The organism is Bacteroides sp. DH3716P, assembly GCF_025914115.1.
GTDB classification, from domain to species: Bacteria; Bacteroidota; Bacteroidia; order Bacteroidales; family Bacteroidaceae; genus Bacteroides; species Bacteroides ovatus.
In genome coordinates, this window is the sequence record NZ_CP083673.1 from 605,385 (window position 1) to 629,335 (window position 23,951).

General features: G+C 41.5%; 13 protein-coding genes. 9 read left to right on the forward strand and 4 right to left on the reverse strand.

The window, feature by feature from the left end; genetic code table 11:
* The first annotated feature begins 10 nt into the window (after positions 1-10).
* From KQP79_RS02040 to KQP79_RS02060, 5 genes are read left to right on the forward strand one after another with little or no spacing between them, the layout of a single operon-like run.
* Positions 11-1,564, forward strand: coding sequence for a hypothetical protein (locus KQP79_RS02040; RefSeq protein WP_015531070.1), 1,554 nt, complete (start codon positions 11-13; stop codon positions 1,562-1,564).
* A 31-nt stretch (positions 1,565-1,595) separates the two neighbouring features.
* Positions 1,596-2,513, forward strand: a complete 918-nt coding sequence (locus KQP79_RS02045) for a dihydrodipicolinate synthase family protein (protein ID WP_009039611.1) — start codon at positions 1,596-1,598, stop codon at positions 2,511-2,513.
* Between the two features lie 11 nt (positions 2,514-2,524).
* Positions 2,525-3,727: an AGE family epimerase/isomerase gene (locus tag KQP79_RS02050; RefSeq protein ID WP_009039610.1), complete on the forward strand. Its 1,203-nt coding sequence runs from the start codon at positions 2,525-2,527 to the stop codon at positions 3,725-3,727.
* Positions 3,724-4,170 carry a YhcH/YjgK/YiaL family protein gene (locus tag KQP79_RS02055; RefSeq protein ID WP_004296059.1) on the forward strand — a complete coding sequence of 149 codons (447 nt, stop codon included), beginning with the start codon at positions 3,724-3,726 and terminating at the stop codon, positions 4,168-4,170. Before KQP79_RS02050 ends, KQP79_RS02055 begins: the two co-directional genes overlap by 4 nt.
* Positions 4,171-4,206: 36 nt before the next feature.
* Positions 4,207-5,442 carry an MFS transporter gene (locus KQP79_RS02060; RefSeq protein WP_061448333.1) on the forward strand — a complete coding sequence of 412 codons (1,236 nt, stop codon included), beginning with the start codon at positions 4,207-4,209 and terminating at the stop codon, positions 5,440-5,442.
* Between the two features lie 444 nt (positions 5,443-5,886).
* Here the strand turns inward: KQP79_RS02060 and KQP79_RS02065 are convergent, their stop codons facing one another.
* Positions 5,887-6,417, reverse strand: a complete 531-nt coding sequence (locus KQP79_RS02065; protein WP_061448334.1) for a GNAT family N-acetyltransferase — start codon at positions 6,415-6,417, stop codon at positions 5,887-5,889.
* A 114-nt stretch (positions 6,418-6,531) separates the two neighbouring features.
* Positions 6,532-8,964 carry an ATP-binding protein gene (locus tag KQP79_RS02070; protein WP_061448335.1) on the reverse strand — a complete coding sequence of 811 codons (2,433 nt, stop codon included), beginning with the start codon at positions 8,962-8,964 and terminating at the stop codon, positions 6,532-6,534.
* Between the two features lie 216 nt (positions 8,965-9,180).
* Between KQP79_RS02070 and KQP79_RS02075 the strand changes: the two genes are divergently transcribed.
* The 3 genes from KQP79_RS02075 (at position 9,181) to KQP79_RS02085 (ending at position 17,342) form a co-directional block, all read left to right on the forward strand.
* Complete coding sequence (locus KQP79_RS02075; RefSeq protein WP_061448336.1) at positions 9,181-11,880, forward strand: hypothetical protein; 2,700 nt, start codon at positions 9,181-9,183, stop codon at positions 11,878-11,880.
* Positions 11,881-12,082: 202 nt separating this feature from the next.
* Positions 12,083-16,282: a malectin domain-containing carbohydrate-binding protein gene (locus KQP79_RS02080; protein WP_061448337.1), complete on the forward strand. Its 4,200-nt coding sequence runs from the start codon at positions 12,083-12,085 to the stop codon at positions 16,280-16,282.
* A 214-nt stretch (positions 16,283-16,496) separates the two neighbouring features.
* Positions 16,497-17,342 (forward strand): helix-turn-helix domain-containing protein, encoded by an 846-nt coding sequence (locus tag KQP79_RS02085; protein ID WP_008647450.1) that lies wholly within the window; start codon positions 16,497-16,499, stop codon positions 17,340-17,342.
* Here KQP79_RS02085 and KQP79_RS02090 read toward each other — a convergent pair.
* Positions 17,339-18,841, reverse strand: coding sequence for an ATP-binding protein (locus KQP79_RS02090; protein ID WP_061448338.1), 1,503 nt, complete (start codon positions 18,839-18,841; stop codon positions 17,339-17,341). The genes KQP79_RS02085 and KQP79_RS02090 overlap by 4 nt on opposite strands.
* Before the next feature lie 172 nt (positions 18,842-19,013).
* On the reverse strand, positions 19,014-20,543 hold the full coding sequence (locus tag KQP79_RS02095; RefSeq protein WP_055235026.1) for a TlpA disulfide reductase family protein: 1,530 nt from the start codon (positions 20,541-20,543) through the stop codon (positions 19,014-19,016).
* A 126-nt stretch (positions 20,544-20,669) separates the two neighbouring features.
* On the opposite strand from KQP79_RS02095, the gene KQP79_RS02100 reads away from it, so the two are divergent.
* Positions 20,670-23,924, forward strand: a complete 3,255-nt coding sequence (locus KQP79_RS02100) for a glycoside hydrolase family 2 TIM barrel-domain containing protein (protein ID WP_234120575.1) — start codon at positions 20,670-20,672, stop codon at positions 23,922-23,924.
* Positions 23,925-23,951: the final 27 nt, after the last annotated feature.

Here is a 23,951-nt window from a genome sequence, read left to right on the forward strand (position 1 = left end):
GTCGACGATTATGAAGAAATATTCTTTATTGGCAGTTTTCTTATTATTAATGTGCAATGTTTCGGTATGCGGGCAAACAGGACGTATCCTTTTTGTGGATACAACATTCATTGAGAAAACAAATCTGCAACGAATACATCATTCGCCCATCTATTATTCTGGCAATCCTGTTTTGAAAGCTGATAAAAAATGGGAATTGAATATAAATGGCGACCCTTATGCCGCTCCATTCAGCGGTGGCGTATGGTATGATGAAGAAGAACATAAATTCAAGATGTGGTATTCTGCCGGTGGCGGAAAGTTATTAGGACTCGTCACTTGCTATGCAGAGTCGTCCGACGGGAAAGTCTGGATAAAACCGGAGCTGGACGTTGTTCCGGGAACCAATATCGTAGATACATTAGAGCATGATTGCGTTTCCGTGTTGCTTGATAAATTTGAGAAAGACCGGACGAAGCGTTATAAAATGTTTGTTGTAGAATTTAATAATCGCTTCACAGTCAGCATGAAACTCAAATATTCTTCTGACGGAATCCATTGGAGTGAGCCGAAAGCTCTTTCGGGAGAATTGTACGACCGTTGTGCGGCTTATTACGACCCGTTTCGCAAGAAATATGTCCTGTCATTGAAAACCATAAATGGAGTGTATAGGCGTTCACGCAATTATTTGGAACATGAAGATCCGGAAATGCTGGTTAGCCTGGCACATAGGATATATGACAACAAGAGTGATAAGTTTATCCGTTATTGGTTTAATGCCGATGCCGATGACCCGCGTCATCCTCAATTTCCCGAACTGCGTCCACAGATATACAATCATGAAGCAATGCCGTATGAGGGCTGTATATTAGGCTACTTCACCGTTTGGCAGGGACCGGAGAACAATGTTTGTGACAGTCTGAACATTCAAAAAAGGAATGAAGTCCTGATAGGTTGGAGCAAAGACGGTTTTCATTGGAACCGGGAAAACAAGAAACCATTTCTTCCTGTCAGTGAGGACTTTCATGCATGGAATGCAGGCAATGTACAGTCTACTGCGGGTAGCCCTCTGATAGTCGGAGACTCTCTTTATTTTTATGTCAGTGGACGCTATAACAGCAAGCCGAAACATGATTCCAATTTTGCCACAGGACTTGCGATGCTTCGTCGTGATGGTTTTGTTTCGATGCGGGCAGGAAGAAAAGAAGGATATATAGAAATAAAAACTCAGATTCCGGCAAATGGAAACTATTTGTTTGTAAATGCAGATGTGAAGGGAACTTTAGCGGTAGAAGTGTTGGATGATAACGGTCAGCCAATGGAAGGATTTACAAAGAAAGACTGCATATCAATGAAAAAATCGGATAAAACGAAACAGATGATTTCATGGGAAAAACATCCAGGCGTAACATCACTGGTGGGGAAAACAGTCCGGTTGAAGTTTTATCTGAATCAGGCGGATATCTATGCATTTTGGATTTCGGCATGGCAAACAGGCGAAAGTGGTGGATATACCGGCGGTGGAGGACCGGGACTATCAGACGAGGGTATAGATACCCCCATGGATAAATTGAAAAATAACTAAATATATTAAACTTAAAAAAAGAAACTGTATTATGGAAAAGATTATAGGATTAATCAATGCTCCTTTTACTCCGTTTTATGAAAATGGAGAAGTAAATTATGAACCAATCGAAGCCTATGCAAAGCTACTTGTAAAAAATGGCTTGAAAGGTGTTTTCATCAACGGTTCTTCTGGAGAAGGGTATATGTTGACTGATGAAGAACGAATGAAGTTGGCAGAACGTTGGATGGAAGTTGCACCGGATGGTTTTAAGGTTATTGTACACGTGGGGAGTTGCTGCGTAAAGTCAAGCCGGATGCTGGCGGAACATGCCCAGAAAATCGGAGCTTGGGGAATTGGTGCAATGGCACCTCCTTTCCCGAAAATAGGACGAATAGAAGAATTGGTAAAGTACTGCGAAGAAATCGCTGCCGGAGCACCGAAGCTGCCCTTCTATTATTATCACATTCCTGCATTCAATGGAGCATTCTTATCGATGCTTGCTTTCCTGAAAGCTGTTGAAAACCGTATTCCCAATTTTACGGGAATCAAATATACCTTCGAAAGCCTGTATGAATACAATCAATGTCGTTTGTATAAAGACGGCAAGTTCGATATGCTTCACGGGCAGGATGAAACCATTCTTCCTTGTCTCGCAATGGGAGGGGCGCAAGGCGGAATCGGCGGAACGACCAACTATAACGGTATAAACCTGGTAGGTATCATTGATGCCTGGAAAGCCGGTGAATTGGAGCAAGCCCGTGAATTGCAAAACTTCTCTCAGGAAGTGATTAACGTAATCTGCCATTTCCGTGGGAATATTGTTGGTGGCAAACGTATCATGAAGCTTATCGGACTTGATTTGGGCGGCAACCGTACTCCTTTCCAAAACATGACCGCTGACGAAGAAAAACAAATGAAAGCGGAACTGGAAGAAATCCGTTTCTTCGAACGTTGCAATAAATTCTAACAGGAGGACGTATGAAGAATATTACTGACTATATACAACAATGGGCTAATACCTATAAGGATGATATGCAGAATAATATCATGCCCTTTTGGATAAAGTATGGACTGGATAGAGTGAATGGTGGTATATATACTTGTGTAGATCGCGACGGTGCATTAATGGATAGTACAAAATCCGTTTGGTTTCAGGGGCGTTTTGCATTTACTTGTTCCTATGCCTATAATCATATAGAAAAGAATCCGGCATGGTTGCAAGCCGCAAAAAGCACACTAGACTTTATAGAGAAGTATTGCTTTGATTCGGATGGGCGTATGTATTTTGAAGTGACAGCGGACGGTCGCCCTTTACGTAAGCGCCGTTATATTTTCTCCGAGTCATTTGCAGCCATAGCGATGTCCGAATATTCGATAGCGTCGGGGGATAAGACGTATGCGGTGAAGGCACTCGAACTGTTCAAACGTATGCAATATTTCCTGCAAACTCCCGGACTGCTTGCTCCCAAATATACAGATACGCTCCCCATGAAAGGACATTCCATCACCATGATATTGATAAACGTAGCTTCCCGAATCAGGGAAGCTATTCAAGACGAATGTCTGACACGGCAGATTGACGAGTCCATTAGCTGTCTGGAAAAAGATTTCCTACATCCGGAGTTCAAGGCATTATTGGAAACCGTAGGACCGAACGGAGAATTTATAGACTCCAATATGGGGCGTACCATCAATCCGGGGCATTGTATCGAAACAGCTTGGTTTTTGCTGGAAGAATCCAAGCTCCGGGGAAGGGATCAAAACATAAAAGAACTGGGGCTGAAGATTCTGGACTGGTCATGGGAGTGGGGCTGGGATAAAGAATTCGGCGGTATTATCAATTTCAAAGATTGCAGGAATCTTCCTTCGCAGGACTATGCGCAGGATATGAAATTCTGGTGGCCGCAAACAGAAGCAATTATCGCTACCCTGTATGCCTATCTGATGACGAAAGAAGAGAAATACCTGAAGATGCATCAACAAATCAGCGAGTGGACATATACACATTTCCCGGACAAAGAATACGGAGAGTGGTATGGCTATCTCCATCGGGATGGAACAGTCGCCCAGCCGGCAAAAGGAAATTTATTTAAAGGACCTTTTCATATCCCTCGCATGATGACAAAAGGATATATGCTTTGTGAGGAAATAATGTCTGAAATAAAAAAAGAAATAAGATGATTGTATCCAATTTACAAAATAGCCAACGGGTGGAGAAACTTCACCCGTTGTTCAAACAGCTTTTCGATTATGTGAAATCGCACGATCTGTTGCACGAGGAACTGGGAACTATCAGACTGGATGGTGATAATCTGATTGTCAATAATATCTATCCCGAATGTATTCCTGAAGGAAAGCGTTTATTAGAACTGCATCACGATTATATTGATGTGCACATATTGCTTGAAGGCAAAGAAACCATTGGCTGGAAAGCCTTGGAAGAATTAAAAGTGGAAAGGCAAGCTTATGATAAAAAGAGTGATTGTGCCCTATATGGTGACGTTCCTACTACTTTCATCAATCTCTTGCCCGGACAATTCGTCATTGTATATCCGGAGGACCCCCATGCTCCGGCTATCGGTAAAGGCTGGATACGCAAACTGATAGCTAAAGTAAAAGTCTAAGTAAACAGTCTCAAAAATCTTTTAAATACAACTACCATGAAAAATAAAAATATTTATCCATGGGTAGTGGTTGCGTTGCTTTGGGTAGTAGCGTTGCTCAACTACATGGATAGACAAATGCTTTCTACAATGCAGGAAGCAATGAAAATAGATATTGTAGAACTGACGAAGGCAGAAGCTTTCGGTGCATTAATGGCAGTCTTTCTTTGGATTTACGGCTTTATGAGCCCGGTTGCCGGAATTATTGCAGACAGGCTTAGTCGTAAATGGTTAATCGTCGGAAGCTTGTTTGTTTGGTCGGCTGTAACATTCCTGATGGGATATGCCACGACGTTTGAGCAATTATATGGTTTGCGTGCAGTGATGGGGATTAGTGAAGCATTGTATATTCCTTCCGCTCTGTCCTTGATAGCGGATTGGCATCGGGACAAATCACGCTCATTGGCAATTGGAGTTCACATGACCGGACTGTATGTCGGTCAGGCAATCGGTGGGTTTGGAGCTACGGCAGCCGCTGCATTTTCCTGGCAGAGCACTTTTCACTGGTTTGGCATTGTAGGTATTGCTTATTCTGTGGTTCTTATCTTTTTCCTGCATGAGAATCCTGTCCGAATGAAAATAGAAAAGGTTGTTGCTAATGGCATTAGCAAGGGGAATTCAATTGGAAAAGGGCTGTTACTGTTATTTTCAAATATTTCTTTTTGGGTGATATTATTTTATTTTGCGGCTCCAAGTTTACCGGGGTGGGCTACAAAGAACTGGTTGCCAACGCTATTTGCGGAGAATCTGGATATTCCGATGTCACAGGCAGGACCAATATCTACGATTACCATTGCTCTATCTTCATTTGTCGGAGTAATATTGGGAGGATTCTTGTCGGATAGATGGGTGCTGAAGAATATCCGCGGACGTGTCTACACAGGGGCAATCGGACTGGGGATGACTATCCCCGCACTGTTATTGTTAGGTTTCGGACACGGTTTCATTAGCGTAATAGGTGCAGGATTGTTGTTCGGCATCGGCTTTGGTATTTTCGATGCCAACAATATGCCTATTCTATGCCAGTTCGTTTCTGCTAAATATAGGGGGACGGCATATGGTATTATGAATATGACAGGAGTTTTTGCAGGAGCTGCAGTAACTCAATTATTGGGAAAATGGACGGACGGTGGAAGTCTGGGCGAAGGATTTGCTATGCTTAGTATTGTCGTTGCACTTGCATTAGGGCTACAAATCTACTTTTTAAGACCTAAAACGGATAATATGGAGTAATACAATGATAGTTATAGTTTGGGTTGTTATGAGTAATAAGAAGAAAAGAATATTAGTGTAAAGCTCATTTATTATCTCAAATGTATAGATATATTTGTGAATATTGCATTCGTACTATTCTTACTCTTAAACTGTTTTCTTTTTATTATACAGGATGCTGATAAACTCAATTTGCATTTTTAATAAATAATGAAACAGTTTATTATAAACGGGTCTTACATTTATAATAAACGATATTCGGGATAATTCACTAAGTAGGCACGAATATATTAAACAAAATGGGGTGAAATCCATGTAGATTCCACCCCATTTCTATTCTTTCAGACACATATTTATGTTTCTGTAAATTCTCTTTATGTCTTTATTTTTGTATATATCATATCTGTTGTCTGCTAATTGGTTATTGCAAATATACGAAATTAAAAGAGGAAAGTCAATAGCATTTTAAAATTTGATGTGATACAACACATGCCTGCACAACGGATGCTCACCAGGGACAAGCGGATGATCGAATTCCCTCACTCGTTCCATTCCTATTTTCTGCATTACACGTTCTGACCGTTGGTTGAGAAGGGAAGTAAAAGAAAAGAGTTCTTTTATATCCGTTTTATTGCGTGTATATTCCAAACAAGCTGTTGCAGCTTCAGGAGCATAACCCTGTCCCCAATATTCGTGTGCTAACCGCCAGCCTATTTCTATGCCCGGAGCAAAGTCTACATCAAATGCAATCTGATGTAGTCCGGTATAGCCCATAAAAGCATGATCTTCTTTTCGTTCTACAGCATACAAACCGAAGCCACAGGTTTGGAACTCATTTTGAATACGCTGATAAAAGGCAAATGATTCTTCCGATGACAATGAACTAAGAAAAAACTCCATCACATTCGGATCGGCATTCATACGGGCAAAAAACGGGATGTCTTCTTCTTTCCAGTCGCGGAGAATCAGACGAGGTGTTTCTATATACTTTTGCATAATAATGATAATAATGGAATGCAAAGATACAATTCTTTTTTCCTTGTTGGAGGTTATTCATTATTATAAGTATTAACTATTATTCATTGAATCCCCTCTTCACTTATGGTCAGTCTAGTCAGCAGCATGGTACGGATGTGTAAACCAGAAGCAGGAACCTATTCCTTCGGTCGAATCCACGCCAATTTCTCCTCCCATTTGGGAAACAATGCTTTTGCAGATAGAAAGTCCAAGTCCTGTACCCTGAACAAAGGTATTGAGCTTCACAAAACGTTCGAATATACTCTTTTGCTTTTCTTCCGGTATTCCCATTCCGGTGTCGCGCACATAGAATTTTATTTTCTGATGGGATACTTGTTCATATCCCAGGGTGATACAGCCTTGCTGGGTGAACTTTAATGCGTTATTTATAAAGTTACTGATAACTTGAGTGAATCTGTTTTTGTCAGTGTAGAGATAACATTCCGGCAGTGGTTCCTCAAAAATCAATTCAACACCTTTACTCACTTTCATACTCATTGATTTGATGATTTCAGCACACGTCTCATTTACATCCACATTGGTATATACAAAATTAAATGTTCCCGCTTCGATTTTCGAAAGATCGAGAATATCCGATATCAGTTGCAAGAGAAGTTCATTATTCTCTTGCACAATCTTGATATATTCCTGCCGTTCGTTTCTGCTGTCCGTTTCTGCCAGAAGACTGGAAAAACCGACAATAGCATTGAGAGGAGTACGGATCTCATGACTCATGTTAGCTAGGAAAGCCGACTTCAGACGATCCAGTTCTTCCGCTTTATCGCGGGCAATAATCAATTTCTGTTCAGTTTCTTTCAAAGGCGTGATGTCATAATTGATACACAACATCTCAATAATGCCGTCTTGCGGACGGTAATCCCTGACCATCACATTGATGCTGGTCCATGTATATTTGCCATTCTCCCTGCATACACGAACTTCTTTACGCAAACTGGTTGCCTTTCCCGTTTTCACTTCACCTACAAAGTTTTTCAGAACAGCCTGATCTTCAGGAACTACATGTGCATATACTCCAATAACCTGTGGCATGGGAGTACCTTCTTTTTCACCCAAATTCCTGTACCATGTATCTTGGGCATATCCGTCTCTTGTCAATACATTGAAATGAGCAAATCCTACCTTGGCATAATCACCGATTAGAAGAAACAGATTCTCAAACTCCTGTATCTTAGTGTATGCATTGGTCGTTTCCGTTGTATCTATATTGATAAACAGATAGTTGATAAATCGATTTTGAGAATCATAGAGAGCAGTAACCTTAGTAGTAAGATTAATAATCCCATTTCTCCGGCTATCTACATATTGATTTATTTTTGAGAAGTCATAATTGATGGAGAAGTTTACATCTTCTTTCGCTCTCAATCTCTCTTTAACCTCTAAAGGAATATTGGGATTGTCGAACAGATTAACTCCCAATGCTTCATTCTTGTCAGACAAGCCGAATATTTCAAGCTCTTTATCATTAATATCTACCAGATAACCGTCTTTGTCATAAAGTTCGACGCCTGCCGGAAGGTTCTTATAGATGTTTCTCAATATCTTCTCGCTGTTGTCCAAAGCAAGACGATCTTCTTTGGCTTGTAATTCCGACTTTCGCAATTCGATGCAAATACTGATAATATTAGCAAGAGAGGAGAAGCATTGATAATCCACATTGCTCCAGCTACGCTGCGTTCTTACCATATCAATTCCCATATAGCCCCATACCTCTTCTTTAGAGATTAGCGGAACTACCATCAGCGATTTGATATCCTGCATTTCCAATGTCTGACGATATTCCGCAGCTTCTTCGGGCATGTCGTCCAACGTGTTCAGAATGATAGCTCTTCTTTCGGCTATCTGATGGTTCCACCAGGTAGAAGGGTCCCAGGGAATATTGCTCAAGAATTCCTGTTCCTTGGATATTCCTTCGGCGGTAACCTCATAAGTGCAATCCTGGCGTTGTTCTTTTCTGTTTATTTCGAAGATATAGATACGATCGCCCAAAAACTGGTTGAGGAGATCTCCTAATGTCTTGTTAACCACTTGAGTGACATCATCACATTGCAGAAAAGCAAGCAATGAATATGAAATATTAGTTTGTTGGTAAAGCAGATTGCTCACTTGAAAGAAATCAATGTTTTCATTCGTAGTATCGATCGGTCTGTCAATATATTGCAGAAAGCCCGTCATATTCCTATATCCCTCTTTATCGGGCTTTTGGAAATTAATCTTAGAGTACACCCATATTTCCCCGTCTTTTGCCCGGATTGGGAACATTTGTTCGTATGTCTCCAGATAAGAAAGAGACATATATTCATTTTTAAGACGCAGCCGGTGATCTTCACGTATTCTTTGGTGAAATTCGGTGAAACTGATGCGGTTACTTTCAAGGCCGAGTAAGTCAACAATAAAGTCAGAGCAGATATATTCTTTATTTTTCAAATCTGACTCCCACCATCCCATTTTGGCCATTTGTGCTATCTGAACGTATTTTTCATAGTCATAATTTGTTTGTTCTTTCATATTGTTTGCTCTTGTTTTCTGTTTTATATTATAAGCTAGCCGGCAAAGATAAGCATAACTTTTAAATAATGAGGAATTTGCATATCACAGCAGGATGAAAGTGGAAATTTGGTGCTGAAAAGTGGAAAAAGAGACAAATGAGTACAAACAGGGGATTATTTCGTCTTTCTCTTAGTGAAGAAGTGAATTATATAATCTATAATATATATCAGAAGAATGAAAAATACCAGATTATTCATGTTTGCGGCATGCACACTTTTTTTGGCAGCGTGTGGCAGGCAAACCGTGAAGATTATGACTCCGCCGGATGCGTCAAATCGTGTTCTGTTTGGTGCGGAGCAGTTACAGACTACCTTGGATAAAGCCGGTTATCAGGTAATGATGCAACAGGGAGACACGACATTCTCCGATCCCGAAATCAAAACGATTCTCTTGACGGAAGTAAATGACACGACGCTCAAGAAAGAAGGTTTTCATATTTCGACGACGGGCAATCTGACCAGAGTGTCCGGCAGGGATGGGAGTGGTGTCATTTACGGATGCCGTGAACTGATTGACCGTGTGAATGATTCGGATGGTAAGTTGAACTTCCCGGAGGAACTGAAAGACGGTCCTGAAATGGTATTGCGTGGTGCATGTGTAGGATTACAGAAGATGACCTACCTGCCGGGACATGGTGTATACGAATATCCGTATACGCCGGAAAGTTTCCCCTGGTTTTATGATAAAGAACAGTGGATTAAATACTTGGATATGCTGGTTGCCAACCGCATGAATTCACTGTACCTTTGGAATGGCCATCCGTTTGCGTCATTGGTGAAACTGGAAGATTATCCGTTTGCACTGGAAGTAGATGAAGAAACTTTCAAAATGAACGAAGAAATGTTCTCTTTCCTCACAGAAGAAGCGGACAAACGCGGTATCTTTGTCATACAGATGTTTTATAATATCATTCTTTCCAAACCTTTTGCTGAACATTACGGACTGAAAACACAGGACCGTAACCGTCCCATTACTCCTCTGATTGCCGATTATACACGCAAGAGTATTGCCGCTTTCATTGAAAAGTATCCCAATGTAGGATTACTGGTTTGTCTGGGTGAAGCGATGTGTACAGTGGAGGACGATGTGGAATGGTTTACCAAAACAATAATTCCGGGAGTGAAAGACGGATTACAGGCATTGGGACGTACGGATGAACCGCCTCTTTTGTTGCGTGCGCACGACACGGACTGCAAACTGGTGATGGATGCTGCTTTGCCGCTCTATAAGAATCTTTATACGATGCATAAGTACAATGGTGAATCGTTGACTACCTACGAACCTCGTGGCCCCTGGTCGAAAATTCATACGGATTTGAGTTCGTTGGGTTCCATTCATATCAGTAACGTACATATCCTGGCAAATTTGGAACCGTTTCGCTGGGGTTCTCCAGATTTCGTACAAAAGGCGGTCACTGCCATGCACAATGTACACGGTGCCAATGCGTTACACCTTTATCCGCAGGCTTCATATTGGGATTGGCCTTATACGGCGGACAAATTACCGAACAATGAACGCGAATTCCAGTTGGATCGTGATTGGATCTGGTATCAGACCTGGGGACGCTATGCGTGGAACTGCCACCGCGACCGTACAGATGAAATGGGTTACTGGAACCATCAGTTGGGCAAGTTCTACGGAACCTCTGACGAAAACGCAAGTAATATCCGTGTAGCATACGAAGAAAGCGGGGAAATTGCTCCGAAGTTGTTACGTCGTTTCGGTATCACAGAGGGAAATCGCCAAACGTTATTACTGGGTATGTTTATGAGTCAGCTTGTCAATCCGTACAAATATACGATTTATCCGGGATTCTATGAAAGCTGCGGACCAGAAGGAGAGAAGCTGATAGAGTATGTAGAAAAAGAATGGAAAAAGCAACCTCATGTAGGTGAAATGCCTTTGGATATTGTTGCTCAAGTAATAGAACATGGAGATAAAGCAGTAGCGGCTATTGATAAAGCAGCAGGTTCCGTCTCTTCAAATAAGGATGAATTTGCACGTTTGCAGAATGATATGCATTGTTATCGTGAATTTGCGTATGCGTTCAACCTGAAAGTGAAAGCTGCCAAACTGGTATTGGATTATCAATGGGGAAAAGAGATTAAGAATCTTGAAGAAGCTATTCCTTTGATGGAACAAAGCCTAGAGCACTATCGCAAATTGGTGGAACTGACGGACGAACATTACTTGTATGCCAACAGTATGCAGACTGCCCAACGTCGTATTCCTATCGGTGGAGATGATGGAAAGAACAAGACATGGAAAGAACTGCTGGTACACTATGAGAAGGAATTGGAGAATTTCAAAGCCAACCTCGCTTTGTTGAAAGAAAAACAGAATGGAAACGCAGTGACTGAAACTGTCGAGATTGCTGCCTGGACTCCTGCAAACGTGAAACTGATCTCTAATTATCCGACAGTGAAAGTAGATGAGGGTATTTCTTTATTTGTGGATGTTCCAGGTAAGATAGAAGCAGTAGCTCCGGAATTGAAAGGAATGAAGGCGCTCCGCTTTAATGGAAATGAGCAGAGAGAGAAAGGCACAAGCATCACTTTCGAAACGGATGCTCCGGTGAAATTGTTAGTCGCTTATTTCAAAGACGACCAGAAAAAGTATGCAAAAGCTCCGAAACTGGAAATCGATGCGTCAGCCAATGATTACGGTCAGGCGGAACCTGTATTGACGAATGCTGTCCGTATCAATGGAATGCCTTTGGCAAATGTGCATGCATATAGTTTTCCGGCTGGAAAGCATACGTTGATGTTACCCAAAGGCTATCTGCAAGTGTTGGGATTCACGGCTGCAGAAACGAAAGTGCGTAATGCTGGGCTTGCCGGGGATGAAGAAACGATGGATTGGTTGTTTTATTAATGAGAATTTATATTTCACCACAGAGGACACGGAGGACACAGAGTTCTTCTCTCTCTTTTCCGCAAGTAAAACAGAGCGATACATACGATTATAAATACGTAAGACTCTTTGTTACTCTATAGTGGATAAAAATAATAAACCTCTGCGTCCTCCGTGTCCTCTGTGGTGAAATATTAAGTATTAAACGATTAGAAAAAGTATCATGAAGAAGTTATTGCTGGCAGTTTTTAGTATAGCCACCACTTTCTCTCTATATGCGCAACGGGAAGTTCCGCAAGAACGAATGGAGCAGATTTACGAGGAAGTAAAGACACCATACAAGTACGGGCTCGCAGTTGCCCCGGCAGACAATTATCATAAGATTGATTGTCCTACCGTTTTTCGCCAGGGAGACAAGTGGCTGATGACTTATGTGGTTTACAACGGTAAAGGTGGAACCGATGGTCGTGGTTACGAAACGTGGATAGCAGAAAGTGATAATTTGCTCGAATGGCGCACTTTGGGACGGGTTCTTTCTTATCGGGATGGAAAATGGGACTGCAATCAGCGTGGCGGATTTCCTGCATTGCCGGATATGGAATGGGGTGGAAGCTATGAGCTTCAGACTTATAAAGGTCGCCATTGGATGACTTATATCGGTGGTGAAGGAACGGGCTACGAAGCTGTAAAAGCTCCGCTTTATGTCGGACTGGCATGGACGAAAGGAGATATTTCTACGGCACATGAATGGGAATCTCTGGACAAACCAATTTTGAGCATCCATGATAAAGATGCCCAATGGTGGGAAAAACTGACTCAATATAAGAGTACCGTTTATTGGGATAAAGATAAAACATTGGGAGCTCCGTTTGTGATGTATTACAACGCGGGCGGGCGTCATCCGGAAACGGATTTAAAGGGCGAACGTATCGGCATTGCGCTTTCCAAAGATATGAAAACATGGAAACGCTACTCCGGAAATCCGGTCTTTGCGCATGAAGCAGATGGAACCATAACAGGAGATGCGCATATCCAAAAGATGGGAGATGTGTATGTGATGTTTTACTTCTCTGCTTTTGAACCTTCGCGTAAATATAAAGCATTCAATACATTTGCCGCCAGCTATGATTTGGTGAACTGGACCGACTGGAAAGGGGCCGACCTGATTATCCCCTCCAAGAACTACGATGAACTGTTTGCTCATAAGAGCTATGTGGTGAAACATGACGGAGTGGTTTATCATTTCTATTGTGCGGTAAACAACGCAGAGCAACGTGGCATTGCCATTGCTACCAGTAAGCCGATGGGACGTTCGGCTGTCCGTTTCCCGAAACCGGAAATCAAGAACCGCCGGCAGATCACTACATTGAATGAGGGTTGGAAAACCTGGATTACAGAGGCAACTCACTTGAAAGGTAATTTTATGATGCCTGCAAAAATAGTGAATATTCCTCATAATTGGGACGATTATTATGGATACCGTCAGTTGACACATGGAAACCTGCATAGAACAGCTATGTATGTGAAAGATTTCACGGCAGATGTAAAATCCGGGAAACGGTATTTCCTTCGTTTTGACGGAGTGGGTACATACGCCACCATTACAGTGAACGGAAAGAATTTCGGTCGCCACCCCATAGGGCGCACCACATTGACTTTGGATGTCACAGATGAATTAAAACAGGGAGTAAATCGCTTGGAAGTGAAAGCCGAGCATCCTGAAATGATCGCCGATATGCCTTGGGTATGCGGGGGATGTTCATCGGAATGGGGATTCAGTGAAGGTTCCCAGCCGTTAGGTATCTTCCGTCCTGTGGTATTGGAAGTTACAGATGAGATTCGCATAGAACCTTTCGGTGTACATATTTGGAATGACGAAAAAGCTGCTAACGTATTTGTTGAAACAGAGATAAAAAATTATAGTAAAACAACAGAAACGGTAGAGTTAGTCAATAAACTAAGCAATGCCGATGGAAAACAAGTTTTCCGTTTGGTTGAGAAAGTTACTTTAGCTCCGGGAGAAATGAAAGTGATTCGCCAGCAGGCTCCTGTTGAGAATCCTGTCTTGTGGAATACGGAAAATCCGTATCTCTATAAATTGGCTAGCATGATTAAGCGTGATACGAAGACGACGGATGAAATTTCGACACCCTTCGGTATTCGTACCATTAGCTGGCCGGTAAAACGAAACGATGGAGACGGACGTTTTTACCTGAATGGGAAGCCCGTGTTTATCAATGGAGTATGCGAGTATGAGCATCAGTTCGGACAAAGCCATGCGTTCAGTAATGAACAGGTTGCCGCAAGGGTAAAACAGATACGTGCAGCCGGTTTCAATGCGTTCCGGGATGCTCATCAGCCCCATCATCTCGATTATCAGAAGTACTGGGATGAAGAGGGGATCTTGTTTTGGACACAATTTTCCGCCCACGTGTGGTATGACACTCCGGAGTTTCGTGAGAACTTTAAAAAGTTGCTTCGCCAATGGGTGAAAGAACGTCGTAATTCTCCGTCAGTGGTGATGTGGGGATTGCAGAATGAAAGCACTTTGCCTCGTGAGTTTGCACAAGAGTGCAGTGACCTTATCCGGGAGATGGACCCGACTGCCAAGACAATGCGTGTCATAACAACCTGTAATGGTGGCGAGGGTACAGACTGGAATGTGATTCAAAATTGGAGTGGTACGTATGGAGGAGATGTGACGAAATACGGCCGTGAACTCTCTCAAGCGAATCAATTATTGAATGGGGAATATGGAGCGTGGAGAAGCATCGGTCTGCATACGGAACCAGGGGATTTTCAAGTGAACGGAGTGTGGAGTGAAGACCGCATGTGTCAGTTGATGGAAACTAAAATTCGTTTGGCAGAAAAGGCAAAAGATAGTGTTTGCGGACAATTCCAGTGGATATACAGCAGTCATGATAATCCCGGACGTCGTCAGCCAGATGAAGCGTATCGCAAAATAGATAAAGTAGGTCCGTTCAATTATAAAGGATTGGTTACTCCATGGGAAGAACCGTTGGATGTATATTATATGTATCGTGCCAACTATGTTCCGGCTGCAAAAGATCCGATGGTTTACCTGGTATCACATACATGGGCCAACCGTTTTGAAAAAGGACGTCGCCGTGCCACTATCGAGGCTTACAGCAATTGTGATTCTGTATTGCTATATAATGATCTGACAAATGAAAAGGCAACCTTCCTCGGACGTAAAAAGAACAACGGAACAGGCACTCATTTTATGTGGGAAAACCGGGATATTCGTTATAATGTGCTTCGTGCTGTAGGATATTATAAAGGTAAACCGGTAGCAGAAGACCTGATCCTATTGAATGGTCTGGAGCAAGCCCCTAACTTCAAACTTCTTTATCAGGATGATAAAAAGATATTGAAAGGAGAGGCAGGATATAATTATCTGTATCGTCTCAACTGTGGAGGGGATGATTATACAGATAGCTTCGGACAGCTCTGGTTGCAGGACAATACGAATTATTCCCGTTCATGGGCGGAGAATTTCAAGGATCTGAATCCTTATCTTGCCAGTCAACGTACCACCAATGATCCGATTCATGGCACTCGTGACTGGACGTTATTCCAACATTTCCGCTTCGGACGTCACCAACTGGAATATCGTTTCCCTGTGGCAGACGGAACATATCGTATTGAACTGTATTTCACAGAGCCGTGGCATGGTACGGGCGGAAGCGCTTCTACCGACTGTGAAGGACTGCGCATATTCGATGTTGCCGTGAATGATTCTGTTGTATTAGATGATTTGGATATTTGGGCTGAAAGTGGTCATGACGGAGTGTGTAAAAAGATAGTATATACCACAGTGAAAGGTGGAATGTTGAAAATTCATTTCCCGGAAGTGAAAGCAGGACAAGCCTTGATTTCAGGCATTGCTATTGCCAGCACAGATCAGGAACTGAAACCGAAGATATTCCCTGCATCCGGTTGGAGCTGGGAAAAGGCGGATAAAGAAGTGATGGAAAAGACTCCGAAAGAGTTGCTTCCGGAAGATAAAAATGCTCGTGTCAGTATATCATACGAAGCGGAAATGGCTGTACTGAAAGGCAAATTCCAAAAGAAAGAACATCGAAAACAGATCGGAGTGTTTTTTGGTAAAGGAAAAGGCAACAGCATTGAATGGAATGTTTCTACCGGGTTGGCACAAGTGTACGCGCTTCGCTTTAAATATATGAACACTACCGGAAAGCCAATACCTGTCTTGATGAAATTCATTGATTCAAAAGGAGTGGTATTGAAAGAGGACATATTGAACTTCCCGGAAACACCGGATAAATGGAAGATGATGAGCACCACTACCGGAACCTTTATCAATGCCGGACATTACAAAGTATTACTTTCGGCAGAAAATATGGACGGTCTGGCATTCGATGCATTGGATGTTCAATAAGTTTTTTAGAAAAACACACATATAAACAGAAAAATAAAAGCGGGACATTAAGAAGTTTGAATATACTTCCGGTGTCCTGCTTTTCATATTTTGATACTTTCTTATAAATAAAATATAGATGTTATTTTTTTAAGATTCGATGTTCTGATTTTAATTATTCGAGGGAGAAACTTCAAATAATCCCTATATTTGAAATCAAAAACAAAATAACACAATGGAGAGTGATTTACCTAATTTTGATTTGCCGTCTGATTATATTGTTGGAGAAGGGTATGGGATAAATTTATTAAAAAGGTATAAAAACTTTCCTTGCAGGGTAAAAGCCGGTTTTTTCATTCTTTGTGTAAAAGGGATAATGCAAACGACAATCAATGGGAATCTTCAAAATATTGGTGAAAATGATTTGATAACCTTACCGCCCGGATATTTTATGGAAATTCTTGATTTTTCACCGGATATTCATATCTATTATGCCGGGTTCTCATCCGAATTCATAGAGGGTATAAATCTAATGAAGTCTACAGAACATCTTCTCCCTATAATTATGGAAAATCCGATAATAAGATTATCTCCATTGCAGGCTTGCAGTTATAAAATGTTCTATGAATCGTCAATTCTTTCGTATGCTTCTCCAAAAACATTGGCAAACAAGGAAATAGTAAAGGCGGTTCTTACCATGTTCCTTCAGGGAGCCACTGAAATTTATAAAATGCAAAATAACTTGTATTTATCTTCCCAGTCAAGAAAGTACGAGATTTATCAGGATTTTTTGCAATTGGTCATGAAATATTATACTAGTCATCACGGAACCTCTTTTTATGCCGAACATCTAGGGCTTAGTTTGCCGCATTTCTGTTCAACAATAAAAAAGGTTGCAGGCAACACTCCTTTGGAAGTCATAGCTTCCATTATTCTGATGGATGCCAAATCCCGGTTGAAGTCAACCAATGAGCCGGTGAAGAATATTGCCTTATCTTTGGGATTTAATAATATCTCTTTCTTCAATAAGTTTTTTAAGCAACATACGGGTGTTACCCCACAGGAATACAGGGGGCATTAAACTTCCACCAGCTGTTTCTCGAGTGGTAATGTAACGGTAAAACGGCTGCCTCTTCCTACTTCCGATACAACAGAAATACTCCCTTGCAGATGTTCTACAATCGTTTTGCAGATAGAGAGTCCCAACCCCGTACCCTGCTTGAAAGTATTGACTTTATAGAAACGGTCGAATATTTCTTTCTGGCATTCTTGGGGAATACCTTCCCCCGTGTCCTCCACAAACAGACAAACTGAATCGTCATTTTCCGGATTAACCATAAAACCAAAATGAATATATCCTTCTTCTGTAAATTTCCGGGCATTATTTATGAAATTGCATATTACTTGTTTCAAGCGTGTAGCGTCAGTAGTTATGTAAATATCATCATCCGGCAAGATTGCTTTTATTTCGATTTCCGGCACATTTTTCACGACCTGCTCTTTCTCTATATCCTTCATTATGGATTTGAGGGAGTAATTGGAATAAGTAAACTTGATAGTGTTTGATTCAATCTTGGACAAATCAAGTATATCGTCAATCAATCGTACTAAATGTTCGCTATTGATGCTGATTAGTCGCACGAAATCGGCACGTTCCTCTTCACTTAACTCATCATAAGTAGAACCTATAACATCAGAAAAGCCGACTATTGCATTCAGCGGCGTACGGATTTCATGACTCATGTTGGCTAAAAATGCCATTTTAAGACGATCGCTTTCTTCTGCTTTTTTACGTGCCTCGATTAAGGTGTTTTCTATGTCTTTATATTCCTGAATACTCAAGCAGATTCCCACTAACCGATAGGGATGACCGGATATGTTTGCAATATAAGTAGACTGCCCTTCAAACCATTCCCAAGTACCATCCCCCCGGCGCAAACGGAATGGAACTGTTTTGTCAAAAGTTGTATTACCACTAAGTTGTACAACAAAGGCGTCAGCCATAGTTTGCCGATCGTCCGGATGAATCATATTCACATATTCCTCCATTGTCAAAGTATTATTCTCTCCGGCTGGAATACCTAAATGTTCAAAATAACGATCATCAAGAGTAAATTCACTACGGCTTATGTCATAATACCAGGGGTATATCCTAGTTCTTTGCAAGGCTGTATTTAATATATATTCTTGTGTCAGTTCCACTGTAATATTACGGAAAAAGAACAAGATGATTTTTTCGCCCTCTTCATTTTCCATTGTAGCAAATTCTCCTCTTATCGGGAATTGTGTATAGTCAACTTGTTCCTGCATAAATGTATGTTCAGGCAGTGAGTATACTTTTTTGCCCTGATGAATTTCTTCCAAAATGGTCGAGAGTATATCTTCTTTCTTATTTAACAGCTTGAATATCTTGTTGGTCGGAAGAGGCATCATCGCATTGACTGACGAATGTACATGGAGTTCCGTAAGAGCTTGCTGATTCAGTTGTATGACTTCTCTATTTATATCCAATATGATAACTCCGTCAGGCAGAATATTCAGCAAATCATCATTGTAGAGTGTTTGTCCGTTCGCTTCCATATTTTGTTATTTTTCGTTCAATGTACAAGATAATAATTAAATTCATAACAAAGAAAGCCATTTTACTGAAGAAAACATTATTTCAACAAACCTTTTGTACCTGTTTATACAGCTATTTTAATTTGCAACACATTGAATGTTAATACGATATTCCTTTTTTAAGATTCGATACTCATTTATTAAGCCTTATTCCGTTTATTTGCCAGTCATTTTTTTCTGTTCCTTCAGTGAAATTGAATGATTGCACAGAAGAAGACAACGGTTCGAATGTGAGTGAAAATTCTGCTTCGCCGCTTTCAGGCAAATAAAAGTGCTCACCGGGGTTAATCCCATCTGCTTTCTTTAAGGTATACGTTTTACCTTTCTCATCTACCAATCTACAATTCGGGCTGACTCGTATCCAGTATTTGGGTATGTAATATGCATAGAAATGAACGATAGTGGCTGTGTCAGTCAATTCTACCTGCTTCACTTCAAGAATATCGGTATTGGTTGATTCAAAACTTGGATGGTTAACGACTTTTCTATTGGTGTCCCCGGTGATACTCATCTCACGCTTTGGCGCATCCAAATATCTACGCATCTTTAATTTCAGGCTGCCTTTACCATAGCCCGACCACATTTTCATGATTTTGCCTTCGGGAGAGATAAGAACATAATTGGGAATACCTCGAACTCCATATTTAGCGTATAATCCGGCTGTTTGTTTTAAGTCATTTAAATTCTGCCAGGTCATTTCATGTTTTGCCGAAGCTGCCTTCCACCTGCTTTTCGTATCGGAGCTTAGACTAATGATAGTAAGACGCTCTTTATATTGTTCTTGAATCTCTTTCATCTCTGGTAAAGCCATAATGCAAGGACCGCAACCGCTACTCCAGAAATCAAGCAATATATATTTTCCATTGAAATCAGTCAGATGATGAATCTTTCCATCCAAATCGAAAAGTTCGGTATCTGCCATTTTATCTCCCTCTTTCACAACTGTAGGCGGGAAAAGATTAACTGTAATTTCCTGTCCTGTTATAGAAGTTTTTTGTGCTTCATTCATTCTATTATACAAAGCCAGTGTTTCATCTTTATAAGAGAAATTTGGATTGTACTTCACCGACATGCTCAATTTATATAGCCTGTCCATCCAAATGTTTGATACAGGAAGTTCCTGCATCAGTTTCATTTCACGTTTGCTGATTAAAGCTGAAATACTGTCTTCTTTCGCACGTAGAGCCTTCCGTTCGGCTTCCGGGGCAGAACGCAGACTTCTTGCTTTGATAGACAAACGTTGATACTCATCCCATAAATCGTGTGAATCTTCAATAAACCTATTATATTCTATTTGTTCCTTTACAGGGCTGTCTACTGTCCACGTATGTATCAAGGTATTCGTTCCGGTTACTTTGATTCTTGCATTAGGAGTTGCATAAATCTCCAGCGACATGGAAGGAAAATCATCATTACGGGTACACATTAGAGATAATTTGTCTAAACCATCTTCTCCGGCATTTCGTTTGAAGAAGAAAGTACCGTTTTGTATGGTATCCATGGCTACTGTACTTCCTACATTTCCGTCAAGTAGAAAAAGAGAAACAAGAGTTCCATCCTTTACACCTTCCACTTTACCTTCAATCGTATACTCGTGTTGTGCTTGTGAAACGAGACTGCCTAATAAAAAGAGGCTGCTAAATAGTAGTTTTTTCATCATCATAATATTAGAAGTAATTATACGCCACAAGGTAAAGCTTTTCTTTATAGAGTGTTACTCCTTTTATTGTTCTTTAATATTTCTGTAAAAGAAAGGGGTACAAAATGCCCTTTCGTTCGTCTACTTGATATGAAGAAAAAAGAACGAATGAAAATATATACTTTACTGCTTGGCGCATTGTTTGTAAGTCCTACACAGGCACAAACAATGCATGATTGGGAGAATCATCATGTTCTCCAGATCAACCGTGAACCGGCAAGAGCTACTTTTACCCCTTTCTCTGTACAGAAAGGAGACGGCTCAATCTCTTTAGACGGAACCTGGAAATTCCGTTGGACTCCCGTTCCCAATGAAAGAGTCGTGAACTTTTATCAGATAAATTTTGATGATAAAGATTGGACGGATTTTCCTGTTCCCGCCAACTGGGAAGTGAACGGATATGGCACGCCTATCTATGTTTCAGCAGGCTATCCGTTTAAAATAGATCCTCCACGGGTGATGGGAGAACCGAGAACTGACTATACCACGTATAAAGAAAGAAACCCGGTAGGGCAATATCGCCGCACTTTTGTATTGCCGACCGGATGGGAAGTGAATGGACAGACTTTTCTACGGTTTGAGGGCGTAATGAGCGCCTTTTATGTTTGGATCAACGGTGAGCGGGTAGGGTATAGCCAAGGCAGTATGGAACCGAGCGAATTTAATGTCACGAAGTATCTGAAATCCGGAGAAAATCAGATTTCACTGGAAGTCTACCGATATAGTGACGGTTCTTATCTGGAAGATCAGGATTTCTGGCGTTTTGGTGGTATTCATCGTAGTATTCATCTGATACATACGCCGGATATTCATGTCCGTGATTATGCGGTACGTACTCTTCCCGCATCTGCTGGTAATTATAAAGACTTTATTTTGCAGATTGATCCGCAATTTAGTGTATATCGAGGGATGACCGGAAAAGGGTATATTTTACAGGGAGTACTGAAGGATGCTTCAGGCAAAGAAGTTGCCACATTGAAAGGCGATGTGGAAGATATGCTTGATTTGAAGCATAAAGCAAGCCGGATGAATGAATGGTATCCGCAGCGTGGCCCGCGTAAGATGGGACGTTTGTCAGCTATTATAAAATCACCGGAAAGATGGACGGCAGAAACGCCCTATCTCTATAAATTACACTTAACTCTCCAAAATGAAGAAAGAAGAGTCGTAGAACAGATAGAACAGGCCGTGGGCTTCCGCTCTGTAGAAATCAAAAAAGGACAACTGTTAGTGAATGGTAATCCGGTTCGTTTTCGTGGAGTGAACCGTCACGAACATGATCCACGGACGGCACGTGTCATGAGCGAGGAACGAATGTTGCAGGATATTCTTTTAATGAAGCAGGCGAATATAAATGCCGTACGCACCAGCCATTACCCCAATGTCAGTCGTTGGTACGAGCTATGCGACAGCTTGGGATTGTACGTGATGGACGAAGCGGATATAGAAGAACACGGATTGCGTGGCACGCTCGCAAGTACCCCCGACTGGCATGCAGCATTTATGGACCGTGCGGTCCGTATGGCGGAACGTGATAAGAATTATCCATGTATTGTAATGTGGAGCATGGGAAACGAAAGCGGTTACGGACCGAACTTCGCTGCTATTTCGGCATGGCTGCATGATTTCGATCCCACTCGTCCTGTACACTATGAGGGGGCGCAGGGAGTGGACGGAAATCCTGACCCGAAGACGGTCGATGTTATCAGCCGCTTTTATACCCGGGTGAAACAAGAATATTTAAATCCCGGTATTGCAGAAGGAGAGGATAAAGAACGCGCTGAAAATGCACGTTGGGAACGGTTGCTGGAGATTGCGGAGCGTACCAATGACGACCGTCCGGTGATGACGAGTGAATATGCACATTCCATGGGGAATGCATTAGGAAATTTCAAGGAATATTGGGATGAGATATATAGTAATCCCCGTATGCTGGGTGGTTTTATATGGGATTGGGTAGATCAGGGAATCTACAAGACTTTACCCGACGGTCGTACCATGGTGGCTTATGGTGGTGACTTTGGCGATAAGCCGAATTTAAAAGCTTTCTGCTTTAATGGATTGCTGATGAGTGACCGTGAAACTACGCCTAAATATTGGGAGGTAAAGAAGGTATATGCACCAGTTGAACTGAAAATGGAAAATGGGAAGCTGAAAGTGACGAACCGGAACCATCATATCGATTTATCATCTTATCGCTGCTTATGGACATTGTCTGTGGATGGAAAACAGAAAGAACAAGGAGAAATTACATTGCCGGAAATAGCTCCAGGAGAAAGTGGAACAATAGATTTGCCGACTTTCCGTTCATTGAATCCTCTTTCCGATTGCCAACTGAAAGTAAGCATTGTTTTGAAATCGGATGCTCTTTGGGCAAAGGCAGGACATGAAGTGGCCTGGGAACAATTCTGTTTGCAAAAAGGAGATTTAGCTTCTGCTGATTTAATTAATAAAGGAACGCTTCAAGTGGAAGAGGATGATAAATCTTTATTGATTAGCGGACGTGGTTTTTCTGTTCAGTGGGAAAAGAAAGTGAACGGAAGTATGACCTCCCTTATATATAAGAACAAAGAAATGCTGGCTCACTCCGATGATTTTCCGGTTCAGCCTGTCACTCAAGTTTTCCGTGCTCCGACAGATAATGACAAGAGCTTCGGAAACTGGTTGGCTAAAGACTGGAAATTGCATGGAATGGATCATCCGCAGATAAATCTGGAATCTTTCCACCATGAAAAACGTGCAGACGGGGCGGCCATTGTCCGGATTCAAACTAGTAATTTATATAAAGAAGGAAAAGTGGTGACTACTTCTGTCTATACAGTCTTTTCAGATGGAACGATTGATCTGAAAACAACTTTCTTGCCACAAGGAGCTCTTCCTGAAATTCCCCGTTTAGGTATCGCATTCTGTCTGGCGCCTGCTTATGATACATTTACCTGGTATGGCAGAGGACCGCAGGATAACTATCCTGACCGCAAAACATCTGCTATGATAGGGCTTTGGAAAGGAAGCGTTGCAGAACAGTACGTACATTATCCACGTCCGCAGGATAGTGGGAACAAAGAGGAAGTGCATTATCTGACCCTGACCGACAAACAGAATAAAGGTATTCGTGTTGACGCGGTAGAAAACGTATTTTCTGCATCTGCCCTGCATTACACCGTACAGGACATCTATGAAGAAACTCACGATTGTAATTTAAAACCACGTGCGGAAATCATTCTTAGTATGGATGCTGCCGTACTTGGATTAGGAAACAGTAGTTGCGGACCGGGTGTATTGAAGAAATATGCCATAGAGAAAAAAGAACATACGCTGCATATCCGCATCAGTAGTAAACAATGATAGCAATAAATAACTAACACAATTATA

Excerpts from the sequence above, each read along its gene's own strand:
- KQP79_RS02095 (WP_055235026.1), bottom strand. The coding sequence starts at position 20,543 with ATGATGATGAAAAAACTACTATTTAGCAGCCTCTTTTTATTAGGCAGT.
- KQP79_RS02050 (WP_009039610.1), top strand. The coding sequence starts at position 2,525 with ATGAAGAATATTACTGACTATATACAACAATGGGCTAATACCTATAAG.
- KQP79_RS02075 (WP_061448336.1), top strand. The coding sequence starts at position 9,181 with ATGAAAAATACCAGATTATTCATGTTTGCGGCATGCACACTTTTTTTG.
- KQP79_RS02090 (WP_061448338.1), bottom strand. The coding sequence starts at position 18,841 with ATGGAAGCGAACGGACAAACACTCTACAATGATGATTTGCTGAATATT.
- KQP79_RS02060 (WP_061448333.1), top strand. The coding sequence starts at position 4,207 with ATGAAAAATAAAAATATTTATCCATGGGTAGTGGTTGCGTTGCTTTGG.
- KQP79_RS02045 (WP_009039611.1), top strand. The coding sequence starts at position 1,596 with ATGGAAAAGATTATAGGATTAATCAATGCTCCTTTTACTCCGTTTTAT.
- KQP79_RS02080 (WP_061448337.1), top strand. The coding sequence starts at position 12,083 with ATGAAGAAGTTATTGCTGGCAGTTTTTAGTATAGCCACCACTTTCTCT.
- KQP79_RS02070 (WP_061448335.1), bottom strand. The coding sequence starts at position 8,964 with ATGAAAGAACAAACAAATTATGACTATGAAAAATACGTTCAGATAGCA.
- KQP79_RS02100 (WP_234120575.1), top strand. The coding sequence starts at position 20,670 with ATGAAGAAAAAAGAACGAATGAAAATATATACTTTACTGCTTGGCGCA.
- KQP79_RS02065 (WP_061448334.1), bottom strand. The coding sequence starts at position 6,417 with ATGCAAAAGTATATAGAAACACCTCGTCTGATTCTCCGCGACTGGAAA.
- KQP79_RS02040 (WP_015531070.1), top strand. The coding sequence starts at position 11 with ATGAAGAAATATTCTTTATTGGCAGTTTTCTTATTATTAATGTGCAAT.
- KQP79_RS02055 (WP_004296059.1), top strand. The coding sequence starts at position 3,724 with ATGATTGTATCCAATTTACAAAATAGCCAACGGGTGGAGAAACTTCAC.
- KQP79_RS02085 (WP_008647450.1), top strand. The coding sequence starts at position 16,497 with ATGGAGAGTGATTTACCTAATTTTGATTTGCCGTCTGATTATATTGTT.